Origin of the sequence: Aeromonas sp. s10 (assembly GCF_040907975.1) — a bacterium.
Classification (GTDB): domain Bacteria; phylum Pseudomonadota; class Gammaproteobacteria; order Enterobacterales; family Aeromonadaceae; genus Aeromonas; species Aeromonas caviae.
On record NZ_JBFOCV010000006.1, the window covers coordinates 285,826 to 303,989 of the forward strand.

Genomic DNA, 18,164 nt, shown 5'->3' on the forward strand with positions numbered 1-18,164 from the left:
CCCCATCAACGCAACACGCAGCCCATGGCTGCGTGTTTTGAAGAGCGGTTCGGCAAAGCCAGTACAGGGATCATCATCCGGCTGGAGACTCCTCCTCTCGGCCTGGCAGATCACGACGATGCTTGCTGCTGAGAGCTTATCTTCAGGCCTCCAGAGCCTCTTCTTCCGGCATCCAGCTATCGGCGTTTTCCCACACCTCCTGAACCATGGCTTCGGCCAGCTCCTTGTCTTCCTTGCTGGCGCGACTGACTGTCAGAGCCATGGCACTACCCGGTGCCACCCGCACATGCAGATCGGGAAAGCGCTCGCCCAGTTGCTTGAGCAGCTCCTGGCGCAAGGCCTCCATGGTCGAGGTGGGGATCTGGTGTTTTCTGTCGATGATGATTTCCAGGCGCATAGGGTACGTCTCCATGATAATTAACTGTATTTTTATACAGTAATTTTAAAAAGTAAAGATGGTGGCTGCACATAGGCCCTCACCGCTCACACCTTCTCGCTGACGATGTGCAGCCGAACGGCCCCGATTTTCCCCCATCGCTGTCATCATGGAAAAAACAGTTGATATTGATTCTCATCCATCGCATCATTTATGCCTTGTTATAACATAACAACAGAGGCAATCATGCGCCCCCATATTCACCCTGAATACCGCAAGGTTCTGTTCCACGATCTCGCCAGCAATACCTACTTTCTGATCGGCTCCACGCTGGCCACCGATCGCACCAGAGTGTGGGAAGATGGCAACACCTACCCCTATGTGACGCTGGATGTCTCCAGCGCGTCCCACCCCTTCTATACCGGCAAACAGAAGCAGGTCGGCAAGGAAGGTCAGGTCGCTCGCTTCGGCCAGCGATTCGGTCAGTTCTTCAGCAAAGGAAAAGAGAAACAATGAAAGTCCTCGCCTCCCTGAAATCCGCCAAGTCGCGTCACCCGGATTGCCAGATCGTACGTCGACGCGGCAAGCTGTTCGTCATCTGCAAGAGCAATCCCAGGTTCAAGGCTCGTCAGGGCTGATTGCGCATCCGCCCCTCATGGATAACAAAAGCCCTCGTCATGAGGGCTTTGTCATCTCTGGGCTCTGCTCACAGCGGGGTGGCGCACTTGCGGTATTCGGTGGGGCTGACCCCCACCCGCTTTCGGAATACCCGCGAAAAGTAGAGCTGATCGTCATAGCCCACCTGCTGGCCTATGGTGGCGACCGACAACGGCGTGGTCTGCAGCAGCAGCTTGGCCCGCATGATGCGCTGATCCTCGCGCCAGCGCACTATGCTCACCCCCACCTGCTCGCGAAACAGGTGCGCGAGGCGCGAGGGGGACAAGAACACCTGCTCCGCCAGCGCTTCCACCGAGATCTCGGCCGAGAGGGACTCGCTCAGGATCTGGCACGCCTCGTGGACCCGGTGATCGATGGCGGGATAGGCATTCTGGGACGATGCCTCGTAGCAGCGGATGAGCAACCGCTCCAAGAGGTTCATGGCCAGTTGCTCCGACATGGGCCGCAGCTGCTTGTGGGTCTCCTCGATGTCGAGGAAGAGGGCGTCGAATTCGGTGAGCAGCTGGTTGTCCGCCAGTTGCAGCCGCCCCACCTGCTCCGTCACCTGGGGCCACTTGAGCCAGTCAGCCCAATAGGCTCGCGGCCGGAAATAGACCCAGCGGTGATACCACTCCCGGGCATCCGGCGCCCGGCCGTAATGGTGCACCGCCGCTGGAGGAAAGAGCAGCAGGTCGCCGGGTTCCACGGTGAAGGCCTTGTCCCCCTGAAAGATCTGCCCCTTGCCCTTGATGGTCAGATTGACGATGAACCCCTTCATGCCGTGGGGCCTGTCGATGGTGAAATCCAGCGCGCTCCCCTGCTCGATGGGAGTCATCCCCGAGACCAGGAAGACGTCGAAAGCGTAGCCAGGCAGCAGGGGATTGAGTTGTTTCGGCTTCTCTTTTTGCATCGAGGACATGGCGGAAAACAGGGTTTCAGTAAAAAAGTCGACATGGGCCATTGTAGAGATCCGGCGTAGGAACCCCCTAAGTTCGCAAGCTGTTCGTTGTGAAATTGTTGAACTGGCTCACAGCTTGCCGGGGAAAACACCGGGCCGGCGCGAGGCCGGCCCGGTGACAAGGAAAGACATCGCTCAGATACGGGCTTTGCGCACCTGCTTGTAGCGGTCGAACAGCACGGCGGCGAGCAGGATGAGGCCACGCACCACGTACTGGGCAAACGGGGAGATGTTGAGCAGGTTCATGGCGTTCTCCATCAGCCCCAGGATCAGCACCCCAGCGATGATGTAGGAGATCTTGCCGATCCCCCCCTTCATGGAGACCCCACCCAGCACGCAGGCGGAGATCACCACCAGCTCGAAGCCGATGGAGGTCATGGGCTGACCCGAGGTCATGCGGGATGCGAGGATGATGCCGGCGAGCGAGGCGATGAGCCCGGTCATGGTGAAGATGATGATCTTGGTGCGCACCACGTTGACCCCGGCCAGACGTGCCGCCTCCTCGTTACCCCCCATGGCCAGGGTATTACGCCCGAAGGTGGTCTTGTTGAGCAGCAGACCGAACAACACGAAGCAGACCGCCGTCAGCCAGATGGGCGTCGGGATGCCGAGCAGGGCGGAGTTGCCAAGCTCGAAGAAGCCCTCCTCCACGATGCCCACTGCCTTGCCGTCGGAAATGATGTATCCCACCCCGCGCGCCATCTGCATGGTGGCAAGGGTGGTGATGAGGGCGTTGATCTTGAATTTGGCAACGACGATACCGTTGATGAGGCCAAAGACAAGGCCCACCGAGAGACCGGCCAGAATGCCGAGGGGGATGCTCTCGGTGGCGTTGATGCCCACTGCGCAGGCAACCCCGGAGCAGGCCACCACGGAGCCCACCGACATGTCGAACTCGCCGGAGGCGAGGCAGAACAGCATGCCGCAGGCCACCATGCCCGACATGGAGACGGCAAGCCCGAGCCCCCGCATGTTGATAAGGCTGGCGAAGTTGGGGACCAGCACGCAGGCGAGCAGGAACAGGATGGCGAAGATCACCAGCATGCCGTACTGATCCCAGATGCGGGTCAGTTGCAGGCGGGTACCGCTCGCCGCGGTGTCGTTGGCGGCTTGGCCGACCGAGGTCGTTGTTGTCATGGTATTTCTCCTGAAAATTCCGGGTGCTATCTCGTTGCGGTCAGCGGGTCAACGGGCCGGCATGGCCAGATTGAGCGCCTTGACCTCGTTGGCCTCGTCGTGGGAAAGCTCGCCGGCGATCTCCCCCTCCCGCATGACCAGGATCCGATCCGCGATGCCCAGCACCTCCGGCAGCTCGCTCGAGACCACCACCACGGCAATGCCCACCTTGGCCAGATCGTAAATCACGTTGTAAATCTCGTTCTTCGCCCCGACGTCGATGCCCCGGGTCGGTTCATCGAGCAGGATCACTTTCATGTCTTCCGACAGCCAGCGCCCCAGAATGGCCTTCTGCTGGTTACCGCCGGAGAGGTTCATGATGGCCTGCTGGGGAGACGGGGTCTTGACCCGCATGTCGCGGATCCGCAGCCTCGCGTTCTCGTCTTCCCACTTCTGGTTGATCCAGAAGCCTCCCCACGCGTGGTGGCGGCGGGCGCTGATGTTGATGTTCTCCTGCACCGAATGGATGGGGATGATGCCGAGCGCCTTCCTGTCTTCGGTGCAGAGCATGATGCCGCTGCGAATGGCGTCGATGGGGCTCTGAATGACCACCTGTTTGCCAAACACCGATATCTCGCCCCCTCGAGGTGTCTCGGCGCCGAAGATAAGCTTCATCAGCTCGCTGCGCCCGGCCCCCACCAGCCCGAAGATGCCGAGGATCTCCCCTCTCTTTACCTCGAGCGACACCGGCGCCTTGAGGCCGGGCCCCATCAGGTGCTCCACCTTGAGGCCCGCCTCGCCTAGCGGCCTTGGGTTGTAGCCATAGATGTCGGTCAGCTCGCGCCCCACCATGGTCTTGACCAGCAGATCCCGGTCCACCTCGGCCATGGAAGCGAAGGTGCGCACGAACTGGCCATCCTTGAACACCGTGATGGCATCGCACAGGGCGAAGATCTCGTCCATGCGGTGGGAGACGTAGAGAATGACCTTGCCCTCGTCCCGCAACTGGCGGATGACCCGAAACAGCTGCTCAATCTCGCGGGACGACAGGCTGCTGGTCGGCTCGTCGAAGGCGATGACGCTGGCGTCCCGGGTCAGGGCCTTGGCGATCTCCACCATCTGCCACTGACCCAGGGACAGGTACTTGAGCGGCGTCTCGGGGGAGACGTCCATCCCGAGGCGCGCCAGCTGCCTGGCTGCATCCTGATAGAGCTTCTCCCGATCGATGACGCCGCGCCGGGTCGGCAACTGCCCCAGGTAGATGTTCTCCGCCACGCTCATTTCAGGGACCAGGTGCAGCTCCTGATAGATGATGGCAATCCCGCTCTCAAGGGCATCGACCGTGTTTTGGAACACTTTCTCCTGACCCGCCAGCTTCACCACCCCGCGGGTGGGCGCCTGAAAACCGCTCAGGATCTTGAGCAGGGTGGACTTGCCGGCCCCGTTCTCTCCCATCAGCGCGTGTACCGTGCCCTGCTGGCAGGCGAAGGAGACGTTCTGCAGCGCCTTGACGCCGGGAAACTCCTTGCTGATGCCGCAAAACTCCAGATATGGAACTTGATTCATGAGATGACTCCAGCCAGCCGGCACGGCGCACTCCGCCATGCCGGCATGGGTATCAAGGGATGGGGATCACAGCCCTTTCTTTTGCAGCTCGGCCTTGAAGTTGTCGCGGGTGATGAGTACCACGTCGGTCACCTCGGTGAACTTGGCAGGCTCGGCGCCGTTGACGACCCAGTCATGGAGCATCTGGATGCTCTTGTAGCCGTGTACGTCCGGGCTGGGCAGCAGGGAGCCGAGGAAGCCGGTGGCGCTGGACTTGGAGAGCTCGTTCACCGCATCCACCCCGTTGATGCCGATACCGATGACGTTCTCCGCCTTGAAGCCCTGCCCTTCGGTGGCGCGCACGCCGCCGAGCACCGTGTTGTCATTCATGCCGACGATGAGCCAGTTCTTGACCTCGGGGTGTTGCACCAGCATGGAGTTGGCGGCATCCAGCGCCCCCGGAATGTCGTTGCTCTTGGTGGGCGCGCGGAAGATCTGGCCCTCGGGGAAACCGGCGGCCTTGAGCGCGCCCAGGGAGCCCTCGACCCGGCGACGGGCGGTGTCGAGCTCGTCGGCGGTGATGGCGAGCACCCCGGTGGCCTTCAGATCCCACTGGCGCTTTTGCATCTCCTTGTAGAGCTCCTGCCCCTGACGCTCGCCAATCTTGGTGGCGGCCATCATCACCAGCGGCACCTGATCCATGGGCTGGCCCTTGGCGTTGACGAACTGGTCATCCACCGTGATGACCTTCAGATCCATGCTGTTGGCCTTGGCCATGATGGCGGCACCGAGTTTGGGATCCGGGGTACAGATGACGAAGCCCTTGGCGCCATTCGCCGCCAGACTGTCGATGGCATTGAGGGTCTTCTCCCCGTCGGGGACGGCTATCTTGATCACCTCGAAGCCCAGATCCTTGCCCGCCTTGTCGGCGAAGTTCCACTCGGTCTGGAACCAGGGCTCCTCGGGCTGCTTGACCAGGTAGCCCAGCTTCAGCGCTTCGGCCGAGAAAGCAGAATTTGCCATACCAAGGGCGAACCCCATCGCGATCATGCCTTTAACGATTTTGTTCATGCGAATGTCTCCAACGGTTCTATCAATCCATGTATCCACGCAATGCTGCTCGTTGAGTCAATCAAGTCGCAGCCATATAAAAACATGCTTAAACAGGACGTTATTGTTGTTGCTGGTTGAGCGAACCAAGTTGTAATCGTTTTCACTATTAAAAATGGAGAGCAGGATCACGCCATGAGATTGCAGCCATTTCGTCTATATAATTAGCAATTTCGTCACATATTGAATTTTAGAGAGCCGTCACCCTGTCGCACTGACAGCGTTAAAATCCATATTTCCAGCAGCCAATGGCTAACCGCCCCTCCTGCCCATCTCCTATGGTTCCCCCCAGTCACCCCTCATTGATGGTCAGGAGCACTTATGTCTGAGCACATCGTCATCGGACTCGATTTCGGCAGCGACTCGGTCAGGGCACTCGCCGTGCGCTGCCAGGACGGCGCCGAGCTGGCGACCCATGTCGTCTATTACCCGCGCTGGCAGGCAGGCCACTACTGCCAACCGGTCAACAACCAGTTCCGCCACCACCCCCTCGACTATCTGGAGTCCATGGAGCAGGCGGTGGTGGCGGTGGTGAGCCAGCTCACCCCGAGCCAGCGCGCCGCCGTGCGCGGCATCGGGGTGGACAGCACCGGCTCCACCCCCGCCCCCATCGACAGAGAGGGGCGCGTGCTGGCCCTGCGTCCGGAGTTTGCCGACAACCCCAACGCCATGTTCGTGCTGTGGAAGGATCACACCGCCATCGAGGAGGCGGAGGCCATCACCGCCCTGTGCCACGGCGGCCAGTTCCCCGACTACAGCCGCTACATCGGCGGCATTTACTCCTCCGAGTGGTTCTGGGCCAAGATACTGCACGTCTCCCGAGCCGATGCGGCAGTGCGCGCCGCCGCCTGCAACTGGGTCGAGCTGTGTGACTGGGTACCCGCCATCCTGAGCGGCACCCAGGCCCCGGCCACCCTCAAGCGCGGGCGCTGCGCCGCCGGTCACAAGTCCCTCTGGCACCCGAGCTGGGGCGGTCTGCCTGCCGCCGACTTCCTCAATGCCCTGGATCCGCTGCTGACCCAGGATCTCGACTACCCCCTCTTTACCGACAGCTGGACCGCCGATCTGCCGGTCGGCACCCTGACCCCGGAGTGGGCCGAGCGGCTGCACCTCTCCTGCGAGGTGGTGATAGCGGGCGGCGCCTTTGACTGCCACATGGGGGCGGTGGGAGCCGGGGCCGGCAACAATGCGCTGGTGAAGGTGATCGGCACCTCCACCTGCGACATCCTGATCGCCGACGAGGCCACCATCGGTGATCGGGCCATTGCCGGGATCTGCGGTCAGGTGGACGGCAGCGTGGTGCCGGGCATGGTGGGGCTGGAGGCGGGACAATCGGCATTCGGCGACATCTATGCCTGGTATCAGCGCCAGCTCGGCTGGCCGCTAGACAGCCTCGCCGCCCAATACCCCGAGCTTCGTACCGCCATCGAGGCCCACAAACGGGAGCTGTTGCCCAGCCTCGCCGCCGCCTGGGAGCAGCAGCGCGATCTCGCCCACCTGCCGGTGGTGCTCGACTGGTTCAACGGCCGCCGCACCCCCTATGCCAACCAGCGCCTGCAGGGCACCCTCACGGGGATCAACCTCGGCACCGATGCCCCCGACTTGTTCGGCGCCCTAGTGGCCGCCACCGCCTTCGGCGCCCGCAGCATCATGGAGTGTTTGACCCACCAGCAGGTGCCGGTGGAGCAGGTGATCGCGCTCGGCGGCATTGCCCGCAAATCAGCGACTGTGATGCAGACCTGCGCCGATGTGATGAACAGGCCCATCCAGGTGGTGGCCTCGGATCAGTGCTGCGCCCTGGGGGCAGCCATCTTGGCCGCCGTGGCGGCCGGGATCCATCCCGATGTGGCCAAGGCCCAGCACCACATGGCGAGCGCCGTGGAGCGCACCCACCAGCCACACCCTGAGCGGGTCGCCGAATACGAGCGCCTCTACCAGCGCTACCTCGCCTGGGGCGCCGCCGCCGAACCGCTCTACAACCGGGGGGTGCCGGCATGAACTTCAAGATCCTCAAGGAGCAGGTGCTCGCCGCCAATCTGGATCTGCCGCGCCATGGCCTGGTGACCTTCACCTGGGGCAACGTGAGCGGCATCGACCGAGAGCGCAATCTGGTGGTGATAAAGCCAAGCGGCGTCAGCTACGAGCGGATGCGGGTCGAGGACATGGTGGTGCTGGATCTGGCGGGCAAGCAGGTTGAGGGCGCCTTGCGCCCCTCCTCCGACACCGCCACCCACCTGGTGCTCTATCGCGCCTATCCGGAGCTTGGCGGCGTGGTGCACACCCACTCCACCCATGCCACCGCCTGGGCCCAGGCGGGGCGCCCCATCCCCATTTTCGGCACCACCCAGGCCGACTACTTCCACGGCGAGATCCCCTGCTCCCGCCTGCTCACCCCGGGCGAAGTGGAGGAGGACTACGAGGGGCTGACCGGTCATCTCATCGTCGAAACCCTCAAGCAGACCCCCATCCTCACCATGCCGGGGGTACTGGTGGCCAACCACGGCCCCTTCAGCTGGGGCAAGAGCGCCGAGGATGCAGTACACAACGCCGTGGTGCTGGAAGAGGTGGCCCGCATGGCCTGGCTCACCGGCCAGATCAACCCGGGGGCCCGCCCCCTGCCCGATTACCTGCTGGAGAAGCACTACCAGCGCAAGCATGGCAAACATGCCTACTACGGCCAGACAAAAGCATAAACAGAGGACACCAAGATGGAATTGATGAAACAGCTGGAAGTGTGGTTCCTGGTCGGCAGCCAGCACCTGTATGGCGCCACCACATTGAAGCAGGTGGCCGATCACGCCCACACCATCGCCAGCCAGCTCAACGAGGGGGCGAACCTGCCCCTCAAGATAGTGCTCAAACCCACCGGCACCACCCTGGATGAAATCAGCGCGGTGGCCCGGGATGCCAACCACGACCAGCGCTGCGCCGGGCTCATGGTGTGGATGCACACCTTCTCCCCCGCCAAGATGTGGATCCCGGCGCTGAGCCAGTTGCAAAAGCCTCTGCTGCAGTTCCACACCCAGTTCAACCGGGATCTCCCCTGGAGCGAGATCGACATGGACTTCATGAACCTGAACCAGACCGCCCACGGCGGACGCGAGTTCGGCTTCATGGGGGCCCGCCTGCGGCTGCCACGCACCGTGGTGGTGGGTCACTGGCAGGATGAAGAGGCCAGACAGAAGATTGGCAACTGGATGCGCATCGCCGCCGCCATCCACGACAGCCGCCACCTCAAGATCGCCCGTTTTGGCGACAACATGCGCAACGTGGCGGTCACCGAGGGCGACAAGATTGAGGCCCAGATCCAGTTCGGCTATCAGGTGAACTACCACCCGGTCGGCGATCTGGTCAAGGTGATCGATGCCGTGCCCAAGAGCGACATCGAGGCGCTGCTGGCCGAATATGAGGCGACCTACACCCTGACCGAGGCGGTGCAGGCGGGTGGGGGGCTTCGTGCCTCACTGTACGAGGCGGCGCGCCAGGAGCTGGGGATGAAGAAGTTCCTCACCGACGGTGGTTTTGGCGCTTTCACCACCACCTTCGAAGATCTCTATGGTCTGCACCAGCTGCCGGGCCTCGCCTGCCAGCGCCTGATGGAGCAAGGCTTCGGTTTTGGGGCAGAAGGGGACTGGAAGACCGCGGCCCTCTTGCGCACCCTGAAAGTGATGGGTGCAGGCCTTGCGGGGGGCGCCTCCTTCATGGAGGACTACACCTACCATCTGGAAGCGGGCAACAACCTGGTGCTGGGAGCCCACATGCTGGAAGTCTGCCCCTCCATCGCCGCAGGCAAACCCGTGCTGGACGCCCAGCATTTAGGCATAGGCAAGAAGGCCGATCCGGCCCGCCTGCTGTTCGCTGCCCCCGCCGGCAAGGCGGTCAACGCCAGCCTCATCGATCTCGGCAACCGCTTCCGCCTGGTGGTCAATCAGCTGGAGGTGGTGGACCTACCAGAGGCCATGCCGAAACTCCCGGTGGCGAGCGCCCTGTGGAAACCCCTGCCGGACCTGCAGACCAGTGCCGAGGCCTGGATCCTGGCGGGCGCCGCACACCACTCGGTGTTCACCCAGGCGGTGGACATCGAGCAGCTGCGCACCTTCGCCGACATCATGGGTATCGAGTTTGTGGTCATCGACGAGCACACCCGCATCCCCGCGCTCAAGGAGCAACTGCGCTGGAACGAGGTCTACTATAAGATCTGCCAGTGACCCTTTAATCGGCCAGCGGCCATCACAATGACAACAGCCCCGCCCGCGGGGCTGTTTCATTTCGCGTCCCCTCAGGGATGACCCTCCCCCTCCAGCAGCCAGTGACAGACCCGCTGCACCCCGTGGCGCTGGCTGTCAGGCCGGGCGAGCAGGGCGTATTCGTGATCCGTCTCCAGCACGGGGGCGAAGGGAGCGACCAGGGCGCCGCTCTCCAGCTCCTCGGCCACGATTGTGGGATCCCCGAGAGAGAGGCCAAACCCCTGCAGCGCAGCATTCATCGCCAAGTCCAGGGTATCGAACAGCTGGCCGCCCTGGGGCTGCCAGGGGGTGGCAACGAAGGCGGCAAACCAGTTGCGCCAGTCCCGCCGATCCGCGCTGGCATGGATGAGGGGCAACAGGGGCAGCTCGCTCAGGTCACGCTCGAACAGGTGGTGCTTGGCGGCAAAGGCCGGGGCACAGACCGGGGTCAGCCGTTCCCGAAACAGGGGCTGGCTGTGGGGATAGCGCCCCAGGCAGGGCTGGTAGACGATGGCGAGATCGAAGGGCTCCCGGGAGAAGTCGATGCCGTGGCTGTGGCTGCCACGCACCTCCACCGCCTCCCCCTCGAACGCCTGCAACCGCCGCAGCAGCCAGCGGCTGGCGCAGGAGGGCACCTTGATGCTGATCGCCTGCTCGTGGGGCAGGGTCTGCAGGGCACTGAGCCCCTCCCCCATGCGGGCCAGCCCCTCGCGCACGAAGGGCAGCAGCCGCTCGGCGGCGGGGGTCAAGGTGAGACAACGGGTGCCACGCACGAACAGCAGGTGGCCGAGGCGCGCCTCCAGCTGGGCGATCTGCTTGCTCACCGCCCCCTGGCTCACGCACAGCTCATCGGCGGCCAGGGTAAAACTCAGGTGGCGGGCAGAACACTCGAAGACTTGCAGGCCATAGAGAGGCAACTGAGTACGCGGCTGGGTGGACAACATGACAAGCCTCCATGCTTGAGAAAAACTCATGCATACCATGCCGAATAATCCGTTGTCCGGCAAGCCTTGGGGGGGCTAAAAAGGGACCTCTTTCACACACGCAGGTGACGGCCCCATGTCCATCCCCCAGGTTTCCAGCAAACTGCCCCAGGTGGGCACCACCATCTTCACCGTGATCGGGGATCTGGCCGCCCGCCACCCCAGCATCAACCTCTCCCAGGGGGCGCCGAGCTTCCCCTGCGATCCCGAGCTCATCCGGGTGACCCACGAGGCCATGCTGGCCGGTGAAAACCAGTACGCCCCCATGACGGGGCTGCCTGCCCTGCGCGAACAACTGGTAGCCAAGATTGCAGCCAGCTACGGCCATCACTATGACGCCGGCGAGGAGGTCACTATCACCGCCAGCGCCAGCGAAGCCCTGTTCTGCGCCATCACCGCCCTGGTGCACCCCGGCGACGAGGTGATCATGTTCGAGCCGGCGTTTGACAGCTACCGCCCCATGATCCAGTTGCAGGGAGCCACCCCTGTGGTGATCGCCCTCAAGGCGCCGGATTTCGCCATTCCCTGGGACGAGGTCGCCGCCCGCATCACCCCCCGCACCCGCATGATAGTGCTCAACACCCCCCACAACCCCACCGGCACCGTCTGGCAGGCGGGGGATCAGGAGCGCCTCGCCCGCCTGGTGCGCGGCACCGACATCCTGATCCTCTCGGACGAGGTGTACGAGCACGTGGTGTTCGACGGCGCCCTGCACCAGAGCGTCATCCGCTATCCGGAGCTGGTGGAGCGCTCCGTCGCCGTCTTCTCCTTCGGCAAGACCTTCCACGTCACCGGCTGGCGGGTGGGCTACTGTGTGGCTCCCCGTCCCCTGATGGAGGAGATCCGCAAGGTGCACCAGTTCGCCATGTTCGCCGCCGACACCCCCATGCAGTACGGCTTCGCCCACCTGTTGCAGCAACCGGCCCACTATCAGGGGCTGGCAGCCTTCTACCAGCGCAAGCGCGACCTGCTCGCCTCGGCCCTGGCCGGTTCGCGCCTGACCCTGCTCCCCTCGGCAGGCAGCTTCTTCATGCTGGCGAGCTACGAGCGGGTAAGCGACGAGCCCGACAGCCTCTTCGTGCAGCGGCTCATCCGCGATCACGGGGTCGCCACCATTCCGGTCTCCGCCTTCTATCACGACGGCACGGATCAAAGAGTCATCCGCCTCTCCTTCTCCAAGGATGACGACACCCTGCTGGCGGGCGCCGAGCGCCTGTGCGCCGTCTAGGGGGCACCATGGATTCACTGCGCGTTGCCGTCCTCCAGATGGTCTCCGGGGATGACCTTGACCACAACCTGACCCAGGCCGAGGCGTTGCTGCGTCAGGCCGCGGCCGAGGGGGCAGAGCTGGCCCTGCTGCCCGAATACTTCTACCTGATGCCGGTCGATGAGCGGGCGCGGGTGGCCCTGGCCGCCCCCGTTGGCGATCACCCCCTGCTTGCCTGGGCACAAGGCTTGGCCCGGGAGCTCGGCGTCTGGATCCTGGCCGGCACATTGCCGCTTGCCAGCCACGAGCCCGGCAAGATGCACAACAGCAGCCTGCTCATCGACCCGCAAGGGCAGCTCGCAAGCCGCTACGACAAGCTGCACCTGTTTGGCTTTTGCACCGGGCAGGAGCAGTATGACGAGGCCGCGACCATGACCCCGGGCCGGGAGGTGGTGAGCCATCCCCTGCCCTGGGGCGTGCTGCGCATCGGGATCTGTTACGACCTGCGCTTCCCGGAGCTGTTTCGCCTGGGGCCCGCCCCCGATTTCATCGCCCTGCCCGCGGCCTTCACCCACACCACCGGGCTCGCGCACTGGGCGCTGCTGCTGCGGGCCCGGGCGGTGGAAAACCTGGCCTTCGTGTTTGCCAGTGCCCAGGGGGGGCACCACCCCGGTGGGCGGCGCACCTTCGGCCACAGCATGATCATCGATCCCTGGGGCCGGATACTGGCCCAGGTAGAGGAGGGTCAGGGCATGGCCATCGCCACCCTGGATCTGGCAGCACAGCGCACGGTGCGCAGCCAGTTGCCGGCCCTAACCCATCGCAAGATAGCCGTCGGCCCTTGAGGCCGGCACCCTTTAGCACGCTAGGAATGACACCACACTTCAAGGGACTGACCATGAAACTCAACACACTGATGATGCTGATGGCCCTGGCCACCGCCGGCCAGGCCGCCGCCAAACCCCTGGTGATCGCCACCGATGCCACCTATCCCCCCTTCGAGATGGTCGACAGCAACGGCAAGCTCGGCGGCTTCGAGGTCGATCTGGCCTATGCCCTGTGCGCGGCCATGAAGACCGAGTGCGAGGTGATCAACCAGCCCTGGGATGCCCTGCTGCCCGGCCTGCAGGTGCGCAAGTACGACGCCATCATGTCCTCCATGAACATCACCGACGAGCGGCGCCAGAAAGTGGACTTCAGCCAAGTCTACTACATGATGCAGAACCGCTTCGTGGGGCGCAGCGACAAGGCCGCCGACTTTGCAGACGATCCGGCCCACTTCAAGGGCAAGGTGATCGCGGTGCAGGAGGGCACCCCCCAGGACAACTTCGTCACCGCCCGCTATGGCGAGGTGGCCAAGATCAAGCGCTACGTCAATGCCCAGTCCCCCATGCTGGATCTGCAGTCCGGCCGCGCCGACTACACCTTCGGCAACATGGTGCAGTTGAAGGTGGGCTTCCTCGACAAGGAGATGGGCAAGCAGTTCGCCTTCGTCGGTCCCCAGTTCAACGGCACCCAGGACAAGATCCTGGGAGAAGGGGTGGCGGTGGCCCTTCGCAAACACGATGACAAGCTCAAGGCCCGCTTCGATGCCGCCATCGAGAGCGTCAAGGCCGACGGCACCTTCAACACCCTGCTCAAGAAGTACCAGCTCGAAGATCTGCTCTGATCCCGGCATGCCAGCCCCCTGGACAGTTGCAAGGGGCCACGGCAACAGGGCGGCCATTGGCCGCCCTGTGTCGTTTTCCCAGCCTCTCGCCGTTATTGGGCCAGGCCCAGGTGCCCGGCAATCTCCTGATACAGGGTCTGGTAGTTGTCGTCGAAGTGGTGGGAGCCCGGCAGGGTCACCGTCGTCACGTTCGGCTGCTGCAAGCGCGGACAGAGTTTGACCGGGGAGTCATCCTCCGCGCCCTGCACGCAGAGCAGCGGCAGAGTCTGAATGCGTGTCACCTCCGGCAGGGTGGGATAGCGGCCCCCCTTGCCGTGCACCACCATGTCGCTGACGTGGATCTCGAAATCCGACGCCGTCGAGGGGGAGAGCATCACGGCCCCCGCCAGGCTGTCGCGATAGGCTGGCGGCAAACGATTGATGACGAAGGGCACTATCTCGGCACCAAAGGAGAAACCCACCAGCAACCAGCGCTGGCGCCCCCAACGGGACTGGTACTCGGTGAGGATGCGCACCAGATCCGCCGTCGCCTGCTCCGGCGTCTTCTTCTTCCAGTAATAGGAGAGCGAGCTCCAACCCACCACCGGCATGCCGTGGGCCTGCAACTGGGCGCTGAGCCCCTTGTCCAGCGCCGCCCAGCCGCCATCCCCGCTCATGAAGACCACCATGGGGGCAGACGAGGCTTGCACCACCGGCAACTCCACCAGCCCCAGATCCGCGCCGACCCGCCCCGGCTGGGCGGCCACTGCCGGCAAGGTGAACGAAGAGACGAAACAGCAAATCAACAGCAACAACATGGCTCTCATGGGCCAACTCCTATTTCTTCATGAGCCCGAAGGGGCCGCGACTGATGAGGGAGACGAGGTGAGTCAGGGTGCGGGGCAGCACCAGATGACCGGTACAGAGCAGGTAGCGGGGCTCCCACCTTGGGCCGAACTTCTCCTTGTAACGCCGCAATCCCTGGAAGTTGTAGAAACGGCTGCCCCGGGTGAACAGGGTGTTGCCAAGGCGGGCCCAGTAACCGCCGAGGGGGTTGTCGTTGAAGCCCGACATGGGGGCCATCCCCAGGTTGAAGCTGGCATAACCCTCCTGCTTGCCCCACAGCAGGAGCTCGACAAACAGGAAATCCATGACGGGCGCCGCCCCCGTGTCCAGGCTGTAGCGCATCAGATCGATGGAGAGGCTCTCCTTGTTGTCGCTGGTCCAGAGGTTGGCAAACCCGACGATCTGCCCCTCACGCCGCACCAGCGCCATCGGGTTGAGGGTGAGGTAGGCAGGATCGAAACTGCCCACGGAGAAGCCCTTCTCCCTGCCCTGCTTGCTGTGCAGCCAGCTGTCGGAGATCCCCTTCAACTCGGGCAGCAGGGGGGCAATCTCACCGGGGACCACCACCTCGAAGCGCAGCCCTTCCCGCTTGCCCTTGGCGTGGCTCTGGCGCAGGTTGCGCAGGCGACTGCCGGCGAGATCGAAGCTCGGCAGATCCACGATGGCCTCCTCCCCCAGCTTGAAGGGGATGAGCCCGAGATCCAGATAGACAGGCAGATAACGGGCCGACACCTGGTAGAAGACCGGGCTGACGTCGTGCTCGTCACAGCGCTCGCGAAACTGCCAGAGCAGCTCCTCCACGAGGGAGGGCTGACCGACGGGATCCCCCATCACTATCCAGCTGCTGCCCTCGGCCCCGTACATGAGGAAGGCCTCGCCGCTGGGATGGAACAGCAGGGACTTGTCACCGATCTGGGCCAGGTAGCCGTGGCCTCCCCCTGCCCGCATCACCAGCCCATGGGCACGGGAGAGCGCCTCGGCATCCGGCTTGCCGACGGCCAGGCGCAAGGGAGCCAGCAGATGGGCCACCCCGACCACCGCCAGCACCCCGATGACGCTCCCCATGGCGCGCAGGGCGCGGGAGGCGGCCCCGGGCCCGTGGGCCGAGACGTGCAGCCAGAGGGAGGGGTCGTACTCCACATGGCGGTAGGAGAAGAGCAGCAACCACAAGGCTCCCAGCAGCACGGCCCCCACCGACATCAGCCAGGAAGGGGTGAAGCGGGCGTGAAGCAGGGAACCCTTGCGATAAAAGAGAGGGCGGCAGGGAGTGATGACGAGCAAGAAGCCCCCGAGCAGCAGGGCAGACTCCCAGTCAAACCCCTTGAACAGGGAGAACAGCATGCCAAGCCCCAGCAGCCACTGGGTGATCCTGAAAGCCCCGTCATGGCGGCGATAAAGGCTGTGGGCCAGCAACAGCAGCAGCACGCCACTGACGCTGCCCAGCACATGGGAGAGCTCCAGCAGGTGCAGGGGCAGCACCTGCAGGAAGGCTTCAATCCGCCCCCTCATGGTCGGGATCATCCCGGAGCAGAGCAGCAGGGTACCCGCCGCGAAGGTACCCATGCTCACCAGGGCGGGCACAAACTCCCGGGTCGCCATCATCACCCCCTGCAGCCGGTGCAGGCGGGCCCGCTGTTGCAGCAGCTCCTGACCTGCGAACAGCAGCAGGGCACAGAGGAAGGGCAGGAAGTAGTAGACGCAGCGGTAGATAAGCAGGGAGGCGAGCAGCTTGTCCACCGGCAGATAGTGGGTGAGCAGCAGGCTCATGCTCGCCTCGAAGACCCCGATGCCCCCCGGCACATGGGCCAGCACCCCGAGCAGACTGGAGAGCACGAAGGCACTGAGCAGCACCGGATAGGGCACGCTGCCCGATGGCAGCAGCACATAGAGCACGGCGGCGGCGGCCATCCAGTCAAGCAGGGCGATGAGCAGTTGCAGCAGGCGGTATCTGATGCGCGGCAGGAACAGCGGGTGTCCGCGCCAGACCAGGGCAGCCCCCGGCCACACCAGATATGCCAGCACCGTCAGCAGGGCCAGGCCCCCCGCCAGTTGCAACAACCCGGTCGCCCAGCGGGGCCAGTCCACCAGCAGGGCCGCCCCCTGCCCCAGCAGCAGGGCACTGCCCCCCCAGCCCAGCAGACCGAGGAAGAAGGTGATGGAGCAAAAGAGGATCACCCTGGCCACCTCCCCGGTGCCAAGCCCCAGGGAGGAGTAGAGCCGGTAGCGTACCGAGGAGCCGGTGAGCAGCGCAAAGCCCAGGGTGTTGGAGAAGGTGTAGGCGATGAAGGAGGTCATCCCCACCTGCTGCCAGGGCAGTCGCTTGTCCAGCACCTTCAGGGCCAGCAGATCGTAGCAGCAGAGGCAGCCATAGCTGAGCAGGGTGAGCAGCAGGGCGCCCCCCAACTGCGGCAAGGGTTGAGACCAGATGGCCTGGCGGATGTCGTGCCAGTGCCACAGGTGGGTCAAATGATAGAGGACGGTCAAGGCCGCCCCCAGCAGCAGCAGGCTGCACAGGGGGCCTATCCAGATCAACAGCTGACGCCGCATTCAAGATTCCTGTCAAAAAGCGTGGAGAAAGAGAGGCTCCGAAAGCGGGCGGACAAGGCGCCCTCCCGGAGTGACTCCCCCACAGGCGGCGCGTGACGCCGCACGTTCACGGGGGCAATCCTATGATTTACCAGGCCCTGCCCGCTCGCCACTTTTCTTCTGTAACCTTATGTACAGGCAGACAAAACATCCCCGTCCGGGATAGAGGCAGGAGACGTCATGACACCCTCCCCCCTGATAAGACGTTTCCCCCAAAACGCCCAGGGGCGCGATATGGCCGTCGGCGACATCCACGGCCACTTCGCACTGTTGCAGCAGGCCCTCGACACCCTGAATTTTGATCCCGCCCGGGACCGTCTCTTCAGCGTCGGGGATCTGGCGGATCGCGGGCCCGAGTGCAGCGAGGTGATCCACTGGTTGGCCAGGCCCTGGTTTCACCCGGTCTGCGGCAATCACGACGACTACGTCTGCCGTTACGAGAGCTGCGATCGGGAGAACTGGATCCAAAACGGCGGCGGCTGGTTTCAGCAGCTGACCCCTGCCGAGCAGGCGGCGTTCGCCGTCCACTACCGCAGCCTGCCCCTGGCCATCGAGGTGGCCACCCCGGCCGGCCCGGTCGGGCTGCTTCACGCCGATTGCCCCTTCTCCGCCTGGCAGGGGCTGCTGGACCAACTCGATGCAGGGGTGAGCGGCGGACGGCTTCGGGCCATCAAGAACGTCTGCCTCTGGTCAAGGCGCCGCATCGAACGGCTGGACGAGAGCGGGGTCGCGGATCTCGCCGCCCTGGTGGTGGGCCACACCCCGGTGAGGGTGCCGATGCGCCTTGGCAACGTCCACTACATCGACACCGGCGGCTGGTATCCCGAGGAGGGCGGCTACTTCACCCTGCTGGACCTCAATACCCTGACCCCTCACTTTCCCCAGCCCTGAGCCGAACCGATGGGA

General features: G+C 64.0%; 17 protein-coding genes. 9 read left to right on the forward strand and 8 right to left on the reverse strand.

The window, feature by feature from the left end; all coding sequences use genetic code 11:
• Positions 1 to 142: 142 nt before the first annotated feature.
• On the reverse strand, positions 143 to 397 hold the full coding sequence (locus tag AB5Y59_RS01840; protein WP_010674481.1) for a DinI family protein: 255 nt from the start codon (positions 395 to 397) through the stop codon (positions 143 to 145).
• Between the two features lie 225 nt (positions 398 to 622).
• Here AB5Y59_RS01840 and AB5Y59_RS01845 point away from each other — a divergent pair, with 225 nt between their 5' ends.
• Entirely contained in the window at positions 623 to 892 is a 270-nt protein-coding gene (locus AB5Y59_RS01845; protein WP_139737321.1) for a type B 50S ribosomal protein L31, read from the forward strand.
• A complete protein-coding gene (ykgO, locus tag AB5Y59_RS01850) occupies positions 889 to 1,014 on the forward strand; it encodes a type B 50S ribosomal protein L36 (RefSeq protein ID WP_010674479.1) in 126 nt (41 codons plus the stop codon). Before AB5Y59_RS01845 ends, ykgO begins: the two co-directional genes overlap by 4 nt.
• A gap of 68 nt (positions 1,015 to 1,082) precedes the next feature.
• Here the strand turns inward: ykgO and araC are convergent, their stop codons facing one another.
• The 4 genes from araC to AB5Y59_RS01870 all read right to left on the reverse strand — a co-directional run bounded on the left by araC (position 1,083) and on the right by AB5Y59_RS01870 (position 5,723).
• Positions 1,083 to 1,994 carry an arabinose operon transcriptional regulator AraC gene (araC, locus tag AB5Y59_RS01855; protein ID WP_039040092.1) on the reverse strand — a complete coding sequence of 304 codons (912 nt, stop codon included), beginning with the start codon at positions 1,992 to 1,994 and terminating at the stop codon, positions 1,083 to 1,085.
• Between the two features lie 132 nt (positions 1,995 to 2,126).
• Complete coding sequence (araH, locus tag AB5Y59_RS01860) at positions 2,127 to 3,128, reverse strand: L-arabinose ABC transporter permease AraH (RefSeq protein ID WP_010674477.1); 1,002 nt, start codon at positions 3,126 to 3,128, stop codon at positions 2,127 to 2,129.
• A gap of 48 nt (positions 3,129 to 3,176) precedes the next feature.
• A complete protein-coding gene (araG, locus tag AB5Y59_RS01865; RefSeq protein WP_201890593.1) occupies positions 3,177 to 4,673 on the reverse strand; it encodes an L-arabinose ABC transporter ATP-binding protein AraG in 1,497 nt (498 codons plus the stop codon).
• A 66-nt stretch (positions 4,674 to 4,739) separates the two neighbouring features.
• Positions 4,740 to 5,723, reverse strand: a complete 984-nt coding sequence (locus AB5Y59_RS01870; RefSeq protein ID WP_139737323.1) for an arabinose ABC transporter substrate-binding protein — start codon at positions 5,721 to 5,723, stop codon at positions 4,740 to 4,742.
• A 360-nt stretch (positions 5,724 to 6,083) separates the two neighbouring features.
• Between AB5Y59_RS01870 and AB5Y59_RS01875 the strand changes: the two genes are divergently transcribed.
• Genes AB5Y59_RS01875 through araA form a run of 3 tightly spaced genes read left to right on the forward strand, consistent with a single transcriptional unit; the run spans position 6,084 to position 9,970 of the window.
• Positions 6,084 to 7,760 carry a ribulokinase gene (locus AB5Y59_RS01875; protein ID WP_368211367.1) on the forward strand — a complete coding sequence of 559 codons (1,677 nt, stop codon included), beginning with the start codon at positions 6,084 to 6,086 and terminating at the stop codon, positions 7,758 to 7,760.
• Positions 7,757 to 8,455, forward strand: a complete 699-nt coding sequence (locus AB5Y59_RS01880) for an L-ribulose-5-phosphate 4-epimerase (protein ID WP_045524707.1) — start codon at positions 7,757 to 7,759, stop codon at positions 8,453 to 8,455. The genes AB5Y59_RS01875 and AB5Y59_RS01880 overlap by 4 nt, the downstream gene beginning before the upstream one ends.
• Positions 8,456 to 8,470: 15 nt before the next feature.
• On the forward strand, positions 8,471 to 9,970 hold the full coding sequence (gene araA, locus AB5Y59_RS01885; protein ID WP_342040739.1) for an L-arabinose isomerase: 1,500 nt from the start codon (positions 8,471 to 8,473) through the stop codon (positions 9,968 to 9,970).
• 71 nt (positions 9,971 to 10,041) lie between these two features.
• Here the strand turns inward: araA and AB5Y59_RS01890 are convergent, their stop codons facing one another.
• A complete protein-coding gene (locus AB5Y59_RS01890; protein ID WP_368211369.1) occupies positions 10,042 to 10,932 on the reverse strand; it encodes a LysR family transcriptional regulator in 891 nt (296 codons plus the stop codon).
• Between the two features lie 115 nt (positions 10,933 to 11,047).
• On the opposite strand from AB5Y59_RS01890, the gene AB5Y59_RS01895 reads away from it, so the two are divergent.
• Genes AB5Y59_RS01895 through AB5Y59_RS01905 form a run of 3 tightly spaced genes read left to right on the forward strand, consistent with a single transcriptional unit; the run spans position 11,048 to position 13,847 of the window.
• The gene (locus AB5Y59_RS01895; protein ID WP_368211370.1) at positions 11,048 to 12,199 is read left to right on the forward strand and encodes a methionine aminotransferase; all 1,152 of its coding nucleotides are present in this window, start codon (positions 11,048 to 11,050) and stop codon (positions 12,197 to 12,199) included.
• An 8-nt stretch (positions 12,200 to 12,207) separates the two neighbouring features.
• Positions 12,208 to 13,023 carry a carbon-nitrogen hydrolase family protein gene (locus AB5Y59_RS01900; RefSeq protein WP_368211371.1) on the forward strand — a complete coding sequence of 272 codons (816 nt, stop codon included), beginning with the start codon at positions 12,208 to 12,210 and terminating at the stop codon, positions 13,021 to 13,023.
• 53 nt (positions 13,024 to 13,076) lie between these two features.
• Positions 13,077 to 13,847, forward strand: a complete 771-nt coding sequence (locus tag AB5Y59_RS01905; protein ID WP_119197703.1) for an ABC transporter substrate-binding protein — start codon at positions 13,077 to 13,079, stop codon at positions 13,845 to 13,847.
• Positions 13,848 to 13,939: 92 nt separating this feature from the next.
• On the opposite strand, the gene AB5Y59_RS01910 is transcribed toward AB5Y59_RS01905, so the two are convergent.
• Both AB5Y59_RS01910 and mprF read right to left on the reverse strand, forming a co-directional pair.
• Positions 13,940 to 14,653, reverse strand: coding sequence for an AcvB/VirJ family lysyl-phosphatidylglycerol hydrolase (locus AB5Y59_RS01910; protein WP_319885276.1), 714 nt, complete (start codon positions 14,651 to 14,653; stop codon positions 13,940 to 13,942).
• Positions 14,654 to 14,663: 10 nt separating this feature from the next.
• On the reverse strand, positions 14,664 to 17,219 hold the full coding sequence (gene mprF, locus AB5Y59_RS01915) for a bifunctional lysylphosphatidylglycerol flippase/synthetase MprF (protein ID WP_368211373.1): 2,556 nt from the start codon (positions 17,217 to 17,219) through the stop codon (positions 14,664 to 14,666).
• A gap of 219 nt (positions 17,220 to 17,438) precedes the next feature.
• Here mprF and AB5Y59_RS01920 point away from each other — a divergent pair, with 219 nt between their 5' ends.
• Entirely contained in the window at positions 17,439 to 18,149 is a 711-nt protein-coding gene (locus AB5Y59_RS01920; RefSeq protein WP_201926937.1) for a metallophosphoesterase, read from the forward strand.
• Positions 18,150 to 18,164 lie beyond the last annotated feature (15 nt).

Bases quoted from the DNA above. Each gene is read 5' to 3' on its own strand.
- AB5Y59_RS01840 (WP_010674481.1), bottom strand. From the start codon at position 397: ATGCGCCTGGAAATCATCATCGACAGAAAACACCAGATCCCCACCTCG.
- AB5Y59_RS01845 (WP_139737321.1), top strand. From the start codon at position 623: ATGCGCCCCCATATTCACCCTGAATACCGCAAGGTTCTGTTCCACGAT.
- ykgO (WP_010674479.1), top strand. From the start codon at position 889: ATGAAAGTCCTCGCCTCCCTGAAATCCGCCAAGTCGCGTCACCCGGAT.
- araC (WP_039040092.1), bottom strand. From the start codon at position 1,994: ATGGCCCATGTCGACTTTTTTACTGAAACCCTGTTTTCCGCCATGTCC.
- araH (WP_010674477.1), bottom strand. From the start codon at position 3,128: ATGACAACAACGACCTCGGTCGGCCAAGCCGCCAACGACACCGCGGCG.
- araG (WP_201890593.1), bottom strand. From the start codon at position 4,673: ATGAATCAAGTTCCATATCTGGAGTTTTGCGGCATCAGCAAGGAGTTT.
- AB5Y59_RS01870 (WP_139737323.1), bottom strand. From the start codon at position 5,723: ATGAACAAAATCGTTAAAGGCATGATCGCGATGGGGTTCGCCCTTGGT.
- AB5Y59_RS01875 (WP_368211367.1), top strand. From the start codon at position 6,084: ATGTCTGAGCACATCGTCATCGGACTCGATTTCGGCAGCGACTCGGTC.
- AB5Y59_RS01880 (WP_045524707.1), top strand. From the start codon at position 7,757: ATGAACTTCAAGATCCTCAAGGAGCAGGTGCTCGCCGCCAATCTGGAT.
- araA (WP_342040739.1), top strand. From the start codon at position 8,471: ATGGAATTGATGAAACAGCTGGAAGTGTGGTTCCTGGTCGGCAGCCAG.
- AB5Y59_RS01890 (WP_368211369.1), bottom strand. From the start codon at position 10,932: ATGTTGTCCACCCAGCCGCGTACTCAGTTGCCTCTCTATGGCCTGCAA.
- AB5Y59_RS01895 (WP_368211370.1), top strand. From the start codon at position 11,048: ATGTCCATCCCCCAGGTTTCCAGCAAACTGCCCCAGGTGGGCACCACC.
- AB5Y59_RS01900 (WP_368211371.1), top strand. From the start codon at position 12,208: ATGGATTCACTGCGCGTTGCCGTCCTCCAGATGGTCTCCGGGGATGAC.
- AB5Y59_RS01905 (WP_119197703.1), top strand. From the start codon at position 13,077: ATGAAACTCAACACACTGATGATGCTGATGGCCCTGGCCACCGCCGGC.
- AB5Y59_RS01910 (WP_319885276.1), bottom strand. From the start codon at position 14,653: ATGAGAGCCATGTTGTTGCTGTTGATTTGCTGTTTCGTCTCTTCGTTC.
- mprF (WP_368211373.1), bottom strand. From the start codon at position 17,219: ATGCGGCGTCAGCTGTTGATCTGGATAGGCCCCCTGTGCAGCCTGCTG.
- AB5Y59_RS01920 (WP_201926937.1), top strand. From the start codon at position 17,439: ATGACACCCTCCCCCCTGATAAGACGTTTCCCCCAAAACGCCCAGGGG.